Annotated in this window: 17 protein-coding genes; 2 read left to right on the forward strand and 15 right to left on the reverse strand. The window is 45.5% G+C overall.

Annotated elements, in window-relative coordinates:
* Positions 1–37 precede the first annotated feature (37 nt).
* The 15 genes from ABFV83_RS11845 to ssnA form a co-directional block, all read right to left on the reverse strand.
* On the reverse strand, positions 38–652 hold the full coding sequence (locus tag ABFV83_RS11845; protein ID WP_349944053.1) for a tocopherol cyclase family protein: 615 nt from the start codon (positions 650–652) through the stop codon (positions 38–40).
* A gap of 348 nt (positions 653–1,000) precedes the next feature.
* The gene (locus tag ABFV83_RS11850; protein WP_349944055.1) at positions 1,001–2,806 is read right to left on the reverse strand and encodes an HD domain-containing phosphohydrolase; all 1,806 of its coding nucleotides are present in this window, start codon (positions 2,804–2,806) and stop codon (positions 1,001–1,003) included.
* Between the two features lie 164 nt (positions 2,807–2,970).
* Positions 2,971–3,474 carry a flavin reductase family protein gene (locus tag ABFV83_RS11855; RefSeq protein ID WP_349944057.1) on the reverse strand — a complete coding sequence of 168 codons (504 nt, stop codon included), beginning with the start codon at positions 3,472–3,474 and terminating at the stop codon, positions 2,971–2,973.
* 69 nt (positions 3,475–3,543) lie between these two features.
* Complete coding sequence (locus ABFV83_RS11860; protein WP_349944058.1) at positions 3,544–4,119, reverse strand: nucleotidyltransferase family protein; 576 nt, start codon at positions 4,117–4,119, stop codon at positions 3,544–3,546.
* A gap of 19 nt (positions 4,120–4,138) precedes the next feature.
* Positions 4,139–4,954, reverse strand: a complete 816-nt coding sequence (yqeB, locus tag ABFV83_RS11865) for a selenium-dependent molybdenum cofactor biosynthesis protein YqeB (protein WP_349944060.1) — start codon at positions 4,952–4,954, stop codon at positions 4,139–4,141.
* Positions 4,955–4,976: 22 nt separating this feature from the next.
* Positions 4,977–5,486 (reverse strand): MogA/MoaB family molybdenum cofactor biosynthesis protein, encoded by a 510-nt coding sequence (locus ABFV83_RS11870; protein ID WP_349944061.1) that lies wholly within the window; start codon positions 5,484–5,486, stop codon positions 4,977–4,979.
* Entirely contained in the window at positions 5,465–5,908 is a 444-nt protein-coding gene (locus ABFV83_RS11875) for an MOSC domain-containing protein (RefSeq protein WP_349944063.1), read from the reverse strand. Before ABFV83_RS11875 ends, ABFV83_RS11870 begins: the two co-directional genes overlap by 22 nt.
* Positions 5,909–5,912: 4 nt before the next feature.
* Positions 5,913–6,881, reverse strand: coding sequence for a GTP 3',8-cyclase MoaA (moaA, locus tag ABFV83_RS11880; protein ID WP_349944064.1), 969 nt, complete (start codon positions 6,879–6,881; stop codon positions 5,913–5,915).
* Complete coding sequence (moaC, locus tag ABFV83_RS11885) at positions 6,878–7,378, reverse strand: cyclic pyranopterin monophosphate synthase MoaC (protein WP_349944065.1); 501 nt, start codon at positions 7,376–7,378, stop codon at positions 6,878–6,880. Before moaC ends, moaA begins: the two co-directional genes overlap by 4 nt.
* Positions 7,379–7,409: 31 nt before the next feature.
* The gene (locus tag ABFV83_RS11890) at positions 7,410–8,444 is read right to left on the reverse strand and encodes a molybdopterin-binding protein (RefSeq protein ID WP_349944066.1); all 1,035 of its coding nucleotides are present in this window, start codon (positions 8,442–8,444) and stop codon (positions 7,410–7,412) included.
* Positions 8,445–8,535: 91 nt separating this feature from the next.
* Complete coding sequence (locus tag ABFV83_RS11895) at positions 8,536–8,895, reverse strand: LysR family transcriptional regulator (protein WP_349944068.1); 360 nt, start codon at positions 8,893–8,895, stop codon at positions 8,536–8,538.
* Entirely contained in the window at positions 8,892–9,704 is an 813-nt protein-coding gene (gene yqeC, locus ABFV83_RS11900; protein WP_349944069.1) for a selenium cofactor biosynthesis protein YqeC, read from the reverse strand. The genes ABFV83_RS11895 and yqeC overlap by 4 nt, the downstream gene beginning before the upstream one ends.
* A complete protein-coding gene (gene hydA, locus ABFV83_RS11905) occupies positions 9,695–11,080 on the reverse strand; it encodes a dihydropyrimidinase (RefSeq protein WP_349944070.1) in 1,386 nt (461 codons plus the stop codon). The genes yqeC and hydA overlap by 10 nt, the downstream gene beginning before the upstream one ends.
* Positions 11,081–11,261: 181 nt before the next feature.
* Entirely contained in the window at positions 11,262–14,252 is a 2,991-nt protein-coding gene (gene ygfK, locus ABFV83_RS11910; RefSeq protein ID WP_349944071.1) for a putative selenate reductase subunit YgfK, read from the reverse strand.
* Positions 14,253–14,362: 110 nt separating this feature from the next.
* On the reverse strand, positions 14,363–15,697 hold the full coding sequence (gene ssnA, locus ABFV83_RS11915) for a putative aminohydrolase SsnA (protein WP_349944072.1): 1,335 nt from the start codon (positions 15,695–15,697) through the stop codon (positions 14,363–14,365).
* A 328-nt stretch (positions 15,698–16,025) separates the two neighbouring features.
* On the opposite strand from ssnA, the gene ABFV83_RS11920 reads away from it, so the two are divergent.
* Positions 16,026–16,670, forward strand: coding sequence for a helix-turn-helix transcriptional regulator (locus ABFV83_RS11920; RefSeq protein ID WP_349944073.1), 645 nt, complete (start codon positions 16,026–16,028; stop codon positions 16,668–16,670).
* A 34-nt stretch (positions 16,671–16,704) separates the two neighbouring features.
* Complete coding sequence (dpaL, locus tag ABFV83_RS11925) at positions 16,705–17,910, forward strand: diaminopropionate ammonia-lyase (protein WP_349944075.1); 1,206 nt, start codon at positions 16,705–16,707, stop codon at positions 17,908–17,910.
* The last annotated feature ends 22 nt before the right edge of the window (positions 17,911–17,932 follow it).

Here is a 17,932-nt window from a genome sequence, read left to right on the forward strand (position 1 = left end):
TTACGTCCAATTCATAAAATCTATAAATAAGCCGTACTTATAGGAAATATCTATTACATGCAGTCAGAAACTGTATTTTCTGCAAAAATCGGCTGCAATCAGCCGTTTTCCGGTCCCGCGCATACTCAAAGCTTACATGGTCACTTGTTAAATCAAATATCAGTTCCTCCTCTTTATACAGTAAAAACCTTGCCAGCAATAAATGCTCCTCTTTTATGAAGCGAACCATCTTTCCCTGATCCGGAGCCAGGAGCCTGTGGGAAAACCCCCCATTTTTAATTCTGTTCCGGTTTGTTAAAAATATTTTAAAAGTGTATTGGCCCTGCTTTAATATAACTGCAGTTTCTCTTTTGCATACCACCTTTACTCCCAGATAAGTGGCAAAACGGTATTCCTGCCCTTTATACTGGATGACACAGATGCAGCCCTGAAAGCTATGTCCGATAAAAGGAATATGAGCAATGGAAACCATGACCGATGCTTCTTCCGGAAACCGGTTGCATTGAAGCCATAAGTAATCCCTGGGAAAGGATCTGCCCCTGTCTCCCTCTATATATCCCTTTTCCCCATGAAAATCCAGGACCTTTCCATTGACATTAAGAACTCCTTTAAGGGCATGGGCCATGCTGATAATTTCATGCCTGCATTCCATATGATTTGCAGAAACGGGCGCCTCACTCCCCTTTCATCCACACTATGGCCGGGAATAAAGGCTAAGACCGTGTCTGCGTTCTGATGCTTGAAATACCAGCCCTCAAAATACTTCTTCCTCTTTTGATGGGACGGACAGCTCATGCAAAGATCTTTTAAATCATCTCCTAAACCAGACATTCTGGTTTTTATGATTCTATTAAGGTTTTTTATTACCACAATGGATTCCATATCTCCTTTCTTTTTAAGCATTGGATGATTCTAAACATAGGGTTTCCAAATGTCACGTGATATAGTCAGAAAAGCCCGTCCCTTTGCGGGACGGACCTTCCTAATATCCTTTTTTATATTAAACGCTGACTCCCATGTCATAAACTACCTTATCTATAAATACATCGACGTACTCCCTGCAAAACTGCGTACCAGCGCCCTTAACCAGTTCACTGATCGCATATTCCCTGGATAATGCATGACGGTAGCTTCTTTCACTGATCATGGCGTCGTATGCATCTGCAATAGCAATGATCCTTGATTGAACCGGTATTTCATTTTCCTTAAGTCCCTTGGGATAACCACTTCCATCCCACCATTCATGATGGGCCAGAACGTAATCTGCCATCTCTGACAGTTCATTGACCGTGCTTAAAATGCGGTAGCCGATCTCCGGGTGCTTTTTAATTTCTTCCCATTCCTTTTCCACCAGTTTTCCGTTTTTATTAAGTATCCCCTCTTCAATTGCCACCTTACCGATATCATGGAGCATTCCAACGGTCCTTAACTCTTTTATTTCATCTTCCTGCAGTCCAAGGGCTGTCCCCATCTTTTCGCACAGCTGAGACACACGGAGGGAATGCTGTTCTTCCCTGGGATTTTTCTCATGAAGGGCAGTCATAATCGTATAGATAGTCTTCCCCCTTATTCCCGCGCTTTCCAGCAGCTTTTTCTTGTACATATAGTCCTCGGCCTTTTTAAGGACTTCCAATATGGATTCCTCATCCTTATATTTCGCGTTGTATCCAAAAGATACGGAAAGGGTAATCTTATTTACGGCTTCATGCTTTGTCCGTTTACTGACCCTGCCGATCATCTCCTTTATTTCCTTAACATCGGTATTGGGAGAAATTATGATGAATTCATCGCCTCCCAAACGGCATATGATATCCTTTTCCCTGAAACCTTCTCTTAATACTTCAGCCACTTTTTGAATATATTTATCTCCCACCTTGTGTCCAAAGGAATCGTTCATGAGCTTTAATCCATTGATATCGGCCATGGTAATCATTAGCGGATAATAGCTTTTGGAATTCAGCCGTTTTAACTGTTCTTCAAAAAACCTTCTGTTGTATAATCCCGTCAACTGGTCATGATAGCTTAAATAATGGAGCCGATCCTCCGCCTGTTTGCTTTTGGTAATGTCATTTAAAATAATGGCCAGCTGGTTTTCCTTTGGGCGGGACGCCAGAACCTCATAGTAATAATTCGTATTCTCCTGAAACCGCTGGTAGCTGGTCGATTCTCCTGTATTTATGGTCCATATCAGCTTGTCCAGGTTTTTTGGTTCCATATTTTTATGTATATCAAAAAATCTTTTCCCTAAAATATCTTCTTTTTTTAATCCGGTCAAGGCCTCATGGCTGTAATTGGAATCTACCAGCCTATATTCAAAAATATCATCGCCGGCAGCTCCCTCATACAATGCCATGCCTAATTGCATCTGTCTGATGATGGCCTTATATTTCTCTTCGCTTATTCTTAACCTTTGATCATACTCCATGATTTTTTCATACTGTATCCTCAGCTCTTTTTCTGATGCAGTGAGCTGTTCCACGTATTCCTTAAGCTCTTCATTGGCGGCGGACAGATCGTCATAGCTTTTGCCCAATCTTCTCTCTGCCAGCTCTACCTTTCGTAAAAGGTTGGAAATTAAATAATAAAGAACCGAAGCAGTAATCAAAACATACATAATTCCCTTATAAGTATGGATCACCATCCTTGCAGAAGGATTATAAACGAGCCGGTTCACGATTCTGTCGGAGAAATAAACCCAGACAAAACCAAAAAGAAAATACATAATGCAGATTTTAATTCCTTCCTGTTTTAAAGGATCTCTCTTTTGCTTCATATCATTCTTTTTAGCCTTTAACCATTTAATCATGCTACTCCCCCTTTAAACGGTATTATACACTATTTTGATTCCATAGGAAACATTTTACCAATTTTTCCTTTTAATAATAATCCGTAAAACAGCAAAAAAAGAAGGGCCTGCGTGTGCCCTTCCTTCTTATGGTTTTTAACAGTATTTTTGAAAGCGGCTTTCCATTAGTCGGCCTTTAATACTTTGACGATTTCTCCTATAATATAATCATGGTAATCCTTTGCCGGATAGTTTTGCTTGTCAAGGGTTTGATCAAAGAAACCATTGGGATCAATCCTCTGCTTATAAAGCTTACGGCAGATAAGCACCAGCCTTGCTTCGGAAAAATAAGGTGCTTCCGCATCAAAAACAGGCGTAAGCCCGGACTCTTTCTCCTTATCTACGTCACGTCCGGAATGGGCGCCGCAGTAGTTTAAAGCAGATCTGCAGTTGTCACCGAAAAAGCTAAGAGCGTAATACTCGCTTTTATCAATAAATTCCAAAGTATATCTCTGGGGACGGAGCACAATGGTGGAAACACTCTTATTCCACATGATTCCCAGGCCTCCCCAGCTGGCTGTCATCATATTATACTTTTCCTCGCTGCCGGCGGAAATAAGCATCCATTCCTTTCCTATCATTGTGATCGGGTCCATGGTCACTTGTTTCAGATCAACAGGTCTTAACATATTAATACCTCCATATTTTTGATATTTGTTTATTATATGTCTTAACAGAACTTGCAACGCAAGTGAAGATCAGGATTCAGAATTATTCCGCACATCAATATCCACCAATTCCAGGCCATCCACTACCTCGTGAAGGTATAGATCTTCAATATGTCTCCGTATGACCCGTTTTCCGCCCACATCTCCTTCTAATTCCAGAAGCTCCTTAAGATAATTTCTGGAAAAGATGGCCGGGTTCCCCAAAGCGCCCATGTTACACAGACAGCCGATCCCTTTTTTGCTGTCCCGCCAGCTTTCCACCAGATCTCTTATGGTAGCCGCTTTTAAATATGGCTGGTCACAGACCGCAAAACAATAATCTGTTTCTTCATTTTCAAGCTCTTTCAGCGCCAGATGAATGGAATGGGAGATACCAAGGCTGCTTTCCCTGTTTACCACTACCTCATAACCATAGTTTTCCATGGTGTCCATAATCTCCTGGTACTGGGTGACAACCATTTTCCTGTCAAAGATACCATCCGGAAGCGCTTCTACTTCCTCTAAAATATATCGGTACATGGGTTTTCCTTTGAATTCATGAAGCAGCTTATTGCCGTTAAATCTGCGGCTGTCCCCCGCTGCCAGAAGGATAAGTGCCAGTTTCATGCCATCAAACCTCCCCTTTTCATTGCTTTTCCGTTTTTGCCGCCGCCCTTTTTTTCTTTTTCATGCTCAAAATCGCCTCCAGGACGCCTCCGCCTATGGAAGACGCCTTGTCTGAGATCGTATAGCAGTTTTCAATGTTTCCTCTGGGGTCAACATCTCCTGACTTCATTCCCTTTGTCACTGCCACACCGTCCTGAAGCAGACCTCTTACAACGCCTCCCACCTGGGCATATATGGGAGCATCGCCTGAATAGCCTACCAGGTCGCCTTTTTCTACCAGATCACCGATCTTAACATGGCCTTTAAAAATTCCATCATCGGTTGCACGGATTATCCGTTCCTTATCATAACCGCCGATCATGCCTGGAACTCCTGTATTGGGAAAAGCGCTTCCCTCCCAGATGCAGCGGCCCAGATTATGGCCTCTTTTTGTCTCCACCACCACATGACAGTCAAGTCCGGCAGTAAAGCCGGGGCCAACGCCTACTACCACATCTGCGTCAGTTATCCTGGTTCCCAGGTTCTTTTTTGCAATAATGGCATCCACCACCACATCCGGCTTCCAGGTTTCCCGGATCTTGCATTCCTCGTCTGCCACTACCGCAACCTGATCCCCTGCTATGGCTCCATGGATTTCCTCCAGACTGCGGCATAAAACACCGGTGATATCCTCCACCTTTGCCTCTTCCTCATAAACTGCCCTTGAAAAGGCCACTGTCCGCCGTACCGTGGTTGGAACGGCGATATCCGTCATGACCAGTTCAAAGCCGCAGCGGTGCAACCGGCATCCGATGCCTGTTGCCAGGTCACCGGCTCCTTTTATCAATACCTTCATTATAGTCTCCTGATCTTCTGTTTTATTTCTGCAGGGTATCTGATGTTCTGGCACATTCTCCGCCTCTGCCTGAAAGGATTTCCAGACCGTGAGAAAGGGTATCTAAAATGTATTCCAGGCTCTCTCTCACCGCCTTGGGGCTTCCCGGAAGATTGATGATAAGGGTCGATCCCCTGATGACACTGGCTCCTCTGCTTAACATGGCCCGTTTGGTCACAGTCATGCTGTAAGCCCGTATGGCCTCGGCAATTCCCGGTGCATTGCGGTCCGCAACGGCCAAAGTGGCCTCCGGGGTCACATCCCTGGGAGAAAACCCGGTGCCGCCGGTGGTCAGAACCAGATCACATTCCACTTCATCACTTAAGCGCATGAGTTCTTCCTTTAAGTCTTCTCCTTCATCGGCTAAGAGCCTGTAGCTGACCACTTCATAGCCTGCCTCTTCCAATATCTCTCTTATGACGGCGCCGCTTACATCTTTCCGTTCTCCGGCGGCTCCCTTGTCACTTAAGGTTACGATTCCTGCCCGGTACATACTGTGATCTCATCTCCTTCCTTCATGGTCCCTCCCTGAAGAACTCTTGTAAAGATTCCGTTTGTGGGCATGATGCATTCTCCCATTTTCTTGTATATCTCGCAGTGGCTGTGACATTCCTTTCCTATTTGAGTCACCTCCAAAAGGATATCTCCGCTCTTTAACCTGGTGCCAATGGGAAGATGAATCAAATCAATTCCCTGGACAATGATGTTTTCACCAAAGGCTCCGTTTCCGATCTTAGCACCTCTGGCCTTAAAATCCTCTATGGTATCAAAGGATAAAAGGCTTACCTGCCGGTGCCATTTGCCTGCATGGGCATCCCCTTCTATCCCGTATTCTTCTATTAGATGGCCTTCATCCACTTTGGTTTTCTGAGTTCCCTTTTTTTCGCTGATACAGACAGCCATTACCTTTCCCATCTGCTTATCCTCCTATCTGGTTCATGTTGGGGCCCGTTTCTCCCAAAGCTTCTTCAAAATGATGGCTCTCCGGTTTGTTCCGGATGCTCTGCTTCATCAGATTAAAAAGGCTGTCATCGGAAATTCCTTCGCGCAAAGGCCCTTTTAAATCCACTCCCGCAGGGCTGTCCAGGCAAAGCTTTAGAAATCCGTCAGAAGTCAGCCTTACCCGGTTACAGGTACGGCAGAATTTGTGGCTTACGGCACTGATAAAGCCGATAAAGCCTGTTTCATCTCCCCATGTATAATAAACGGCAGGACCGTTGCCTTTTACCTGGCGGCTTTCCTTAAGTTCTCCAAAAGCCTCTGACAGGATTCCCGCCAGATCATCATTTTCCAGTGCTTTGTAATGTTTCCCCTGTCCAATGGGCATCATTTCAATAAAACGGACAGGGATCCTGCGTTCCATGGAAAACCGGGCAAAGGCCAGCACCTCTTCCTTTGTTAATTCCTCCATGACCGCACAGTTTATTTTTACCTTGATTCCGGCTGCCAATGCGCTGTCGATTCCTTCCATGACGGATTCAAAAGAGTCTCTTCTTGTGATTCTGGCAAACCGCACGGGATCCAGGGTATCCAGGCTCACATTGACGCTTGATAAGCCTGCAGCCTTTAGTTTAGCTGACTTTTCCTTTAACAGGCAGCCATTAGTGGTCATTGTCACATCCTCAATTCCCGGAATCCTTGCCAGCTCCTTGATCAGGACCTCTATGTCCTTTCTCACCAAAGGCTCCCCTCCGGTTACCTTTACCTTACGGATTCCAAGGCGGGCACCTGCCTTACAGATCCGCAGGATTTCCTGATAGGTGAGGATGTCCTCATGGCGCAGAGGGGAAATCCCCTCCTCCGGCATGCAGTAGAGACACCTTAAATTACACCGGTCCGTAACGGATATCCGGATATAGTCAATGGTTCTATTGCAGCTGTCTTTCATCCTTTGCTCCCCCTGCTGCCTGAATCCTTTTCATAAAGTCCGCTTTTACCGCCATCCTTTTTCAAAAGGCAGATATGACTGATGGTCATCCCCCGGTCCATGGCCTTGCACATGTCATATATGGTAAGAAGAGCGATATTCACCCCTGTCAGGGCTTCCATCTCCACCCCTGTCTTGCCCTGGGTTTTAACCGTACAGACTGCCTCTACAGAAAGCTGTTCCTCATGAAGTACAAAATCCACCGCGCATTTTGTAAGCATCAGTCCATGGCACAGCGGGATCAGTTCAGAGGTCCTTTTTGCTCCCATGATACCTGCTACCCTGGCTACTCCCAGAACATCGCCCTTTTTTGCGGTTCCAAGGGAAATGGCTTTAAAAACCTCCTGATTGACTGTAATAAATCCGTGGGCAACGGCGATCCGGTCTGTTTCCGCCTTTTCCCCAACATCTACCATGCGGGCATTTCCCTGTTCATCAAAATGTGTCAGTCCATTCATATTTTTCTTTTAACCTCTCCTCCTGTAGCGTCTACCAGCCCTTTCCGAAGCCGCAGTTTGGATAATAGCATACGTCACAGGAAAGGCAAAGCCCTCCTTTGCCCAGCTTATCAAGATCTTCCTTTATCACCGGGTCATCGGTCATAAGCCTTGGGAGCACCAGATCAAACACTGTCCGTTTGGAATACATGACGCATCCGGGAAGTCCGGCTATAGGAATAGTTTTCCCGTCCTGTCTGTAATAGGACAATAAGAACATGGCTCCCGGAAGCACCGGAGCACCGTAGGAAATCACTTCAGCCCCTGTATTGCGGATTGCCAGAGGAGTCTTATCATCCGGGTCAACGCTCATGCCTCCGCTGACAAGGACCATGTCAGCCCCCTGGCCGATGAGGTCAAGAATGGCCTCTGTGGTATGCTCCGGCTTATCATCGGTGACTGTCTGGCCAAGGATCCTGCCGCCTAGCTCTTCCACCTTTGCCTTTAAGACAGGTCCAAAGGAATCCTTTATCCTGCCATGGAATACTTCGCTTCCCGTGGTCACGATTCCCACCTTTTTATCCAGGTAGGGCAGTACGGCAAAGATCTTCTTTTCTCCACAGACCGCTTTCGCCTCTTCCATCTTTTCCTTTTCAATGACAAGGGGAATGATCCTAGTGCCGCACAGCTTGTCCCCAGGCTCCACCGGGGTGTTGGGATGTCTGGAAGCGATCATCATATTCCCCAGGCTGTTTATTTTATCTAAAAGTCCGGTATCTATTTTTAACAGGCCCCGAACAGTTGATTTCAATTCAATTTTTCCTTCCTTTACCTCGCTTCGTTCCATATTGTCACCAAAACAAAGGCTGCACAGGATTTCAGCAGCTTCATTTTCATGGTAAAGAGAATCATCCTTTTCCCAAACATAAATGTGTTCTTTTCCCATGGACAGCAGCACCGGAATGTCCTCCTCTGTCACTACATGTCCTTTCCTGAATCTTGCATCCTTTATGACTCCTGGTATGATCTGAGTCATATCATGGCAGAGAACCTGTCCTACCGCATCTACTGTCTTGATTTCCTTCACGTTCCCCTCTCCTTTCGTTCTTAGGCTTAACAAGTTATTCTCAAGTAAGAATATCCCTATTTACAGAAAATTACCATATCCACTCATTATATCATCCGGGAAAATATTTGTAAAATAATTCTTCCACCGCTGATTCTGCCTCCTCTACAAAGGCCAGATACCGGTCTAAGAACTTCTCGCCCTCTTCCGTTAAAACAGTAGTTCCTCCGTTTTCCCCTCCCCTTCTTCCTTCCATCAGGGAAAATCCCAGGTCCTCTTCTGCCTTGTTGATAATCTTCCACGCTTTTGAATAAGCCATGTGCAGTTCCTGGCAGGCGGCAGAAAGGGATCCCCTCTCCCTTACAAGCCTCATTAAGTCTGCCACTCCCGGCCCAAAGTTACGCTCTTCATAATAAACACGGAGCTTTAAATGATACTTAAGCGTTCTTTCTTCTTTGTTTATTTCTTTCATTCTGATCCTTTTCTATGGTGTAAAAAACTGGTCATCACACAGCGTCCGGCCCATTCTTCTCCCAGACATTTCATGACCTGGATCCCCTGGAACAGCCTGTTTTCATTGTCAGCCTTATTTAACAAAATCCGGTATTCCATGGATTCTGCTCCCTTTCTGGTTCCACTGCTGCTTATAAGAATCCGGGCTGCCTGGGCCGGTGTAATAAAACTTTTTTCCGTCTGCCAGCCAAATGCGGCTTTTGCAAGCTCCCACCGGAAGCACGTTTCTTCCCATGGACTGCCGATGGCATCTAAGCCGGCGCATCCGACCACCCCATGGGTGCCTTTTAAAAGAACAGGCTCCCCTTCCCTTGGGATCTTCAGAGGCAGACGCTTTGCTCCGTCCGCCTCCACAAGAAGCACATCGGAAAGGCCTGAAAGCTGCTCCATTTCTGAAAGAGCCATGCCCTTTAATTTTCCCTCACCTGCAGGCTGCCCTGTTACCAGAACCTGGCCTGTATGGTCAGAATGCCATTCCTGATCATCTTTTAAGAAATCTTTTACTGTCCCGGCCTGGTCTGCCAGCACTACCTTACGGTTCTCAGGATAGAATATGTGGGTGCTGGTGGTGACAATTACCCGTTTCCCCATGTCCGCAAGTTCATCGGCCAGGGCAAACATGGCACTTGTCTTACCGCCTCCGCCGGTAAAGCAGATGATCATATGGTCCTTAAGGGGAAAACCCAGGGCTTCCCACAGGCAGCTCCTCCTTGTCACGGCCGTTTTTCCATGACGGCCGTTTAAGGTATAGACACTTTTTAGTCCCATTTATACAGCTCCATACGTTTCTTTCTCGGAACATAAGAACCGGTTTTCTCCAATACCACTTGACCGTCTTTTGCAGCCAGGCGGCCCTTTAAGAATACAAGCTCTGCTTTTCCCTGGACAGAAGTTCCTTCAAAAGGACAATAATCCACATTTGCCACCTGGTTTTCTACAGACATGGTCCACTGGACATCAGGATTCCACACCACGATATCCCCATCGCTTCCAGGAGCAATCGCCCCTTTCTGAGGATAAACACCATAAAGCTTTGCCGGATTTTCTGACAGCAGACGGCACATCTGTTCCAGCTTTAAGTTATGCTCCAGCACTCCAAAGCTGTATATAAGGACCGGACGGGATTCCACTCCAGGCATTCCGTTTGGAATCTTTGTAAAATCCTCTTTTCCCGCTGCCTTCTGGCTGGTGGTAAAGCTGCAGTGATCCGTTGCTATGGTCTGGATATGGTTCTTAAGGAGGGCATTCCACAATCTGATGCTGTCCTTTTCCTTCTTAATGGTGGGAGAGATCACATACTTACTGCCCTCAAAGCCAGGAAGATCATAAACGCTTTCATTAAGAAGCAGGTACTGGGGACAAGTCTCCAGATAAATCTCCTGGCCCCGTTCCCTGGCGTATTTCACCTCCTGATAGCCCTCTCCGGAGCTTAAATGGACGATGATCACCGGAGTATCCGCCAGATCTGCAATTTTTAACAGTCTGCCAATGGCTTCCGCCTCCACTGCGGCCGGTCTGGTTTTTTTATGGGCGCTGATGGATAAATTACCTTTTGCTTTCTCTTCCTCTACCAGTGCCTCTATGAGTCCCATATTTTCACAATGGATGCCGGCAATTCCTCCCACCTCTTTCAGACGCTTCAGTACCTGATAGATTTTCTTATCATTTAAATACATCTCATCATAGGTCATATAGAGCTTGAAGGAGGTTACGCCACTCTCAACGATTTCTTCCAATTCCTTGCTGATAGAAGGATTCCAGTCGGAGATTGCAAGATGAAAACCATAATCACAGGATGCGTTTCCATCTGATTTTTTATGCCAGTTCTCCAGAGCCTTTTCAAGAGTCTCTCCCTGATACTGGGTGGCAAAATCAATGATCATAGTCGTACCGCCTGACAATGCGGCCTTTGTTCCTGTCTCAAAATTATCTGCTGTCACAGTACCTGCCACATGAAGATCAAAATGCGTATGCGCATCGATAAAGCCAGGGAATAAAAGCTTTCCCGTTACATCAATAACCTCCGCTTCTTTTTCCTGGATTCCTGGTTCCACTGCCTGAATCTTTCCCTCATCCATGAGTACATCTGCCTGGATCAGGCCGCTTCCCGATACTACGGTTCCACCCTTTAATAGCGTCTTCATAAAATATCTACTTCCTTTCTTTCAGCTGTATCGGCGGGTCTTCCTGCCTGCTTTTCATTTTCGTCCATTGGCTGCTGTCATTTTCAAAGCTTGAAAGGCGCAGGGAGAAAACTGTTCTCCGACTGCGCCGATTCATTACCATTACAATTACTTATTCTTTTTGCTTGTTTCCGGACTTTTCTTATCCTAAGATATAGTCGTAGTCACTGCAGACAGTTTCCATAACTTTTCTAAGTCCTTCCGGAATCACGCTGTCCTTTTCACCGGCTTTCCAGGTGAGAATATTTCCAAGGTAACGTACCTTGCAGGCAACTGCTGCCTTATCTAATACAACAAAGCCCTCGTTTTTGCTGTTTTCCATGTCAGCCTCATTGGCGAACAAGGTAAACTTATCCAGGTAAGGAGCGCTGTCATATGGACAGAAGCTCTTGCAGTTTCCGCACTCGTTGCACATATAGTCCACATGAACGATCTGGTGCATGGATAAACCAGGAATATTCAGTGCCAGGTTTGCACGGTTTGGACAGACCTCAGCACAGTTTTCACAGACATTGGAACAGCCAAGACATCTGGCATCTTCTACCTTATATTCCCTGGTTCCTTCAAGAATACCGCGCTTGTCATAAATCTTATCTAAGTTATCCACTGTGTCATCAAAGTCCACAACAGCTTTTTTACCTAAAATAGCTTCAGCCGCAATGCGTGCATCTCTCATCGCCTCTACCACAGTAGCTGGTCCATAGAGTCCGTCGCCTACCACATAAACACCTGATGCGCTGGTCTCTAAGGTTTCCTCGTTTACAAGGGCTTTCCCGCGGTTGCTTACGTTAATGCCGTTTGCTTCATAGAATTCTGTTGGAACCTGCTCGCCCACTGCTGCGATCACTGTATCTGCAGGAATCTCTACGGTTTCTTCTGTTTCCACAATGCCCCTTCTGCCGGTAGCATCGGTATCGGAAAGCTTCATAACCTTGCAAAGGAGTTTTCCATTCTTAAGTTCTACAGGAGACAGCAGTTCCTTAAATTCCACGCCGTCTTCCAGCGCCATCTCTAATTCTTCCTCATCTGCCGGCATATAGCGTTTGGTTCTCCGGTACACCAGGTAGGAGTGTTCCACGCCTTCTGTTCTCTTCACTGCTCTTGCTGTATCCATGGCAGTGTTGCCGCCGCCGATGACCACTACGTTTTTACCGATGTTTAATTTTCCGTCGGCTGCCTTGAACTGAGCCAGGAAATCCAGTGCATTTATGGTCTCTCCTGCCTCAAGCTTTAACACGCCTGGTTTTGAAGCACCTGTGGCAAGGATAATATAGTCAAAGCCTTCCTTCTTTAAGGCTTCCAGATCTGTCACTTCAGTATTTAATCTCACCTCAGCTCCAAATGCCAGAGACAGGGCAGCATCCTTGTCAATCGCCTCATTGGGAATACGGAATCCAGGGATCACATGCTTTACCACGCCTCCCAGGCTGCCGCTCTTTTCAATAATGGTTGCAGGCATTCCGTTCTTTGTCAGGAAATAAGCTGCTGCAAGTCCAGCCGGGCCTCCGCCGACTACTGCCGTCTTTTTGCCTTTCAGCTCGCCGGCTTCAATCTTCTTCATGAAGGCATCATAGCCGCCTTCCGCACAAACCAGCTTGACTCCGCGGATGTTTACCGGATCTTCATAATAATTCCGGTTACACTTGCTCATGCAGTTATGAGCGCAGATGGTTCCGGTTATAAATGGAAGCGGATTCTTCTCTGCAATCACCTTCATGGCATCCTCGTATTTTCCTGCACCGGAAAGCTGTAAATAAGTGGTGATATCCTGATGAATCGGACATCCTTCCTTACATGGAGCCACATAGCAGTCAATAAGCGGAACGCTCTTTGGCATCTTTCTGATAGGAAGAGGTTTTACTGCCTTTCTGTGATGAGGATCATGAACTGCATCTGCTGCCAGTTTCGCTGTCTTTTCCGGATCAACGCCTGTAAACTCCACATTGCCGGCTTCCAGCTTCTCTGCGATCTGGTAAAGTCTCTGATAGCCGCCTGGCTTTAAGAGAGTGGTCGCAACGGTAACAGGCCAGATTCCTGCATCAACGATTGCCTTGATGTTATGGTAATCTGCTCCGCCTGAGAAGGAAATTCTTAATTTTCCGTCAAATTCCTTTGCCAGCTTAGCTGCCAGGGTAATGGAAAGCGGATATAAGGACTTTCCGGACATATACATCTCTTCGCTGGGAAGCTCTTTATTTTTTACATCAACCGGGAAGGTATTGGTAATCTTTACACCGAACTCCAGGTTCTTTTTCTCTGCCAAAGCCATAAGAGTCTTTAACATAGGAACCGCATCCTCGTACTGTAAATCATCAAGGAAGTGGAAATCGCCGAATGCGATATAATCATATCCCATATCATCCATGGTCTTTCTGGCAAATTCATATCCAAGAAGAGTCGGATTGCACTTAATGAAGGTATTCAGTCCCTTTTCCTCGATCAGGTAGGTAGCGATTCTCTGAATCTCCTGTGGAGGACATCCGTGAAGAGTGGAAAGGGTCACGGAATTGCAGATTGTGGAAGGAATGTTCTCAATATCCTCTTTCGTCACATTCTTGAACAGATCTAAATGATCTAAAAGATATTTGATGCTGTTCTTGAACATATCCGTATCTTTTGCTTCCTTCATGGAATCGATAAAGGAGTTCACCTTCGGGGATTTAATTCCTTCTAAGTCATAGCCTACGCTCATGTTGAACTGGAAGCCATCCATTGCACCAAGGCCGTATTCCTTGGCAATGATGTGAAGCAGGATCCATGCCTTGATATACTCGTCCTGAGCCTGGGGAACATAAAGCTCTGTAGACCACTCACAGTTGTAGCATTCATCGTCTGCCTTGATACATGGTTTGCTTACAGGCAGATCCTCTCCGTCTAAGAGCTGAACAGTCTTTAACTCGAAGAAACGGCTTCCGGCATAATAGGAAGCCACAATGTTCTGGGTGAGCTGGGTATGAGGGCCGGCTGCCGGTCCCATAGGAGTCTCCAAAGTGCGTCCGAATATTTTCCGGTTGTTTTTCTTGTCTGCCTTGTAAGGTCTGTAGACTCCGAAAACAGTCTCATTTTTTCCATATTCATTAATAATCCAGTCCACTAACTGCCCAAATGGCATTGGGGTCATTCTATCTCCCATTTTTTACCTCCTGTAACGGGGTTGTCCGCTTTCTTTCTCTGCAGACAACCCTCAGTGAATATTCTATATTTGTATATTTTACTATTTTACCTGATTTTATGAAACTGTTATTACCTGGAATTGATCCGGTTTGCCAGTTCAGCTGCTGCCTGTCTGCAGTCTGCCATCACCTTTTCTTCATCAATGGTTGTAAGGATACGGTCCTTCATCAGCACTTTTCCGTTGCCTACTGTGGTTACCACACTGCGTCCTGTCATTCCAAAAAGGATATGGCTGTTGCAGTTATCCCCATTCATTGGTGTTAACGGAATGTAATCGGTAACGATTACGTCAGCTGCTGCACCCTCTTTTAATACGCCCAAAGGCTTCTTAAAGTAACGGCCTGCAATCTTTGCATTTCCTTCAAACAGCATCTTGGGAACTTCGCCCCATGCCGCATTAGGATCGCACAAATGATGCTTGTGCAGAACATTGGCTACTTTATAGGATTCTGTCATGTCGTGGGTATAACCATCAGTTCCAAGACCTGTTAAGATTCCTCTGTGAACCAGTTCCATGGTTGGCGGGCAGCCGCATGCATTGCCCATGTTGGATTCCGGATTGTGAACTACCATGGTATCTGTATCCTTAATCAACTGCATCTCATGAGGATTGATATAGATGCAGTGTCCAAGAAGGGTCTTTTCTCCCAGGATTTTGCAGTCCATCAGACGATCTACGATCCGTTTGCCGTGTTTCTTAAGGCAGTCATGAAGATCTTCGATTCCCTCTGCCACATGGATGTGGTAGCCCACACCTTCAGGCTTGTGGGAAGCTGCAAGCTCCATGGTCTCATCAGAAATCGTAAACTGGGCATGCATTCCCATCATTCCTGCAATCATGTCGCTGTCATCTGCCAAAGCATGCTTAATGAATGCTTCATTCTCCAGAACCCCTTCTTTTGCCTTTTCTTTGCCGTCACGGTCAGAAACCTCATAGCACAGACAGGAACGGACGCCAGTCTCTTTTGCAGCCTCTTCGATCTTAAACAGGGAATCTGTAATATGTCCGAAGCTTGCATGATGGTCAAAAGTCGTTGTCACACCGTTCTTAATAGAATCGATGTAAGTAGCCATAGCACTTAACCGTGTTTCTTCTAATGTGAGGTTACGATCAATGGTCCACCACATTCCGTCTAAAATCTCCAGGAATCCGTGAGGATCATATCCTTTGATGCTTAAGCCTCTGGCAAAAGAGCTGTAAATATGTTCGTGAGCATTAATAAAGGCCGGCATGATAACTCCACCCTTTGCATCAACATACTCCGCATTCGGGTATTCTTTCTTAATTTCTTCCGTGGTTCCTACCTTACGGATCACGCTTCCCTCCATTGCAACTGCACCGTTCTCAAAAAACGGATTTTGGGGGTCTCTTGTAATCATTCTTCCATTACCGATAACCAGCATGTTTCCATCTCCTTTTTTTCCATTTTTTAACATAATTTGAGTTAAACCTAAAAATTTCCAACTGTACAAACCTAACATAGGAATCTCCCCTATGTATGTACTTCATTTCCGCAATCTGCTGATACAGGATCCTATAATCCGTCATTTTCTATACAGATTACACCATAAATTCCTCACTAGGTACAGTGTATCATTTCATATAAAGAAATGCAAGTAAAAAATACAAAAAAAATTAGAGAACCTAAAAAATTTTTAGAAAACCACTTGAAATTTTAAATTTTTATGCTATGATGAGTGTATAAGATGTTCCAATGAGGGGAGGCAAACGATGGATTCAAAGCTTGAACTGCTGACGCAGATCGCACGTGGAATCGCTACTCATTTTGGCAACAACTGTGAAGTAGTTATCCACGACTTAAGGAAGGAAGATATAGACAGCTCCATTGTCTATATTGAAAACGGCCAGGTAAGCAACAGACAGCTGGGGGACGGTCCCTCTGAAATCGTTTTGGAAACGTTAAAAAAGAACCCGGATCTTTTAAAAGACCGCTTATCCTATTTAACAAGAACCGATGACGGCAGGATCTTAAAATCCAGTACCATGTATATAAGAGGGAAAGATAATACCATTGACTACATTCTGGCTCTTAATTATGATATCACAGGTCTGCTTACCATAGACAATTCCTTAAAATCTCTTCTCTCCACCTCGGAAACAGAAGACGATGAGAAGCAGCCAAAAAGAATCACCCATAATGTGAACGATCTTCTTGACGCACTGATCGAACAGTCTGTGGCCCTGATTGGCAAACCGGTCGCTCTCATGAGCAAGGATGACAAAGTTACCGCAATTCAGTATTTAAATGACGCAGGAGCTTTCCTTATTACTAAGTCAGGCGACAAGGTTTCCAATTATTTTGGCATATCCAAATTCACTTTATACAGTTATATGGATACAAATAAAGAAAAGTAACATAATTAATGAAGAAAAAGGAGTGTAAAAAATCATGAAACCAATCCAATGGGTTGTAAACACCATGCCAAAGACCGATGATAAAAATTTGCCGGTTATGGCAATTGATGAAATCAAGAAAGCAAGAGTGTTCCACGAAAGCTTTCCTCAGTACAGCAAGACTCCTCTTGCAAAGCTGGATCACATGGCAGATTATTTAGGTCTTGGCCAGGTCTACTTAAAAGACGAATCTTACCGGTTCGGCTTAAATGCATTCAAGGTATTGGGCGGATCCTTTGCCATTGCAAAGTACATTGCAAAGCAGACTGGAAAAGATGTTTCTGATCTTCCTTACAGCGTACTCACATCTGATGCTTTAAGAAAAGAGTTTGGCCAGGCAACCTTCTTCACCGCTACCGATGGAAATCATGGACGTGGTGTTGCATGGGCAGCAAATAAATTAGGCCAGAAATCTGTTGTCTATATGCCAAAGGGCTCCACCATCACCCGTTTCAACAATATTAAAGCAGAAGGCGCTACCGTTACTATAGAAGAAGTCAACTATGACGAATGCGTCCGTATGGCTGCAGATGCCGCTTCCAAAACAAAGAACGGCGTTGTGGTACAGGATACTGCCTGGGATGGTTACGAAGAGATTCCTGCCTGGATCATGCAGGGCTACGGAACCATGGCACTGGAAGCGAACGAGCAGCTTGAGGAATATGGCTGCGACAGACCGACCCATGTATTTGTTCAGGCTGGTGTAGGTTCTCTTGCAGGCGCTGTTCAGGGATATTTTGCAAACCGCTATCCAGAGAATCCGCCTAAGGTTGTGGTTGTGGAAGCTGATGTAGCAGACTGTCTCTATAAGGGTGCAAAAGCCGGCGACGGAGCGATCCGTATCGTGGACGGTGATATGCAGACCATTATGGCCGGCCTTGCCTGCGGAGAGCCAAACACTATTTCCTGGGATATCTTAAAGAATCACGTAGATACCTTTGTTTCCGCTCCTGACTGGGCAGCTGCCCAGGGCATGAGAATGCTTGCCGCTCCTATCAAAGGCGATACACCGGTAACCTCCGGCGAATCAGGCGCTGCTCCGTTCGGAGTTCTGGCCTGCATCATGCTTCTTGATGAATACAAGGAGTTAAAAGAGCATTTAGGACTTAATAAGGATTCAAAAGTTCTCCTCTTCTCTACTGAGGGTGACACCGACCCAGATCGTTACAAAGCAATTGTCTGGGAAGGAAAAGAACGATAATAACTTATAAAAAATATGGAGG

It is taken from the genome of Lacrimispora sp. BS-2 (assembly GCF_040207125.1).
In the GTDB taxonomy this organism is placed as follows: domain Bacteria; phylum Bacillota; class Clostridia; order Lachnospirales; family Lachnospiraceae; genus Lacrimispora.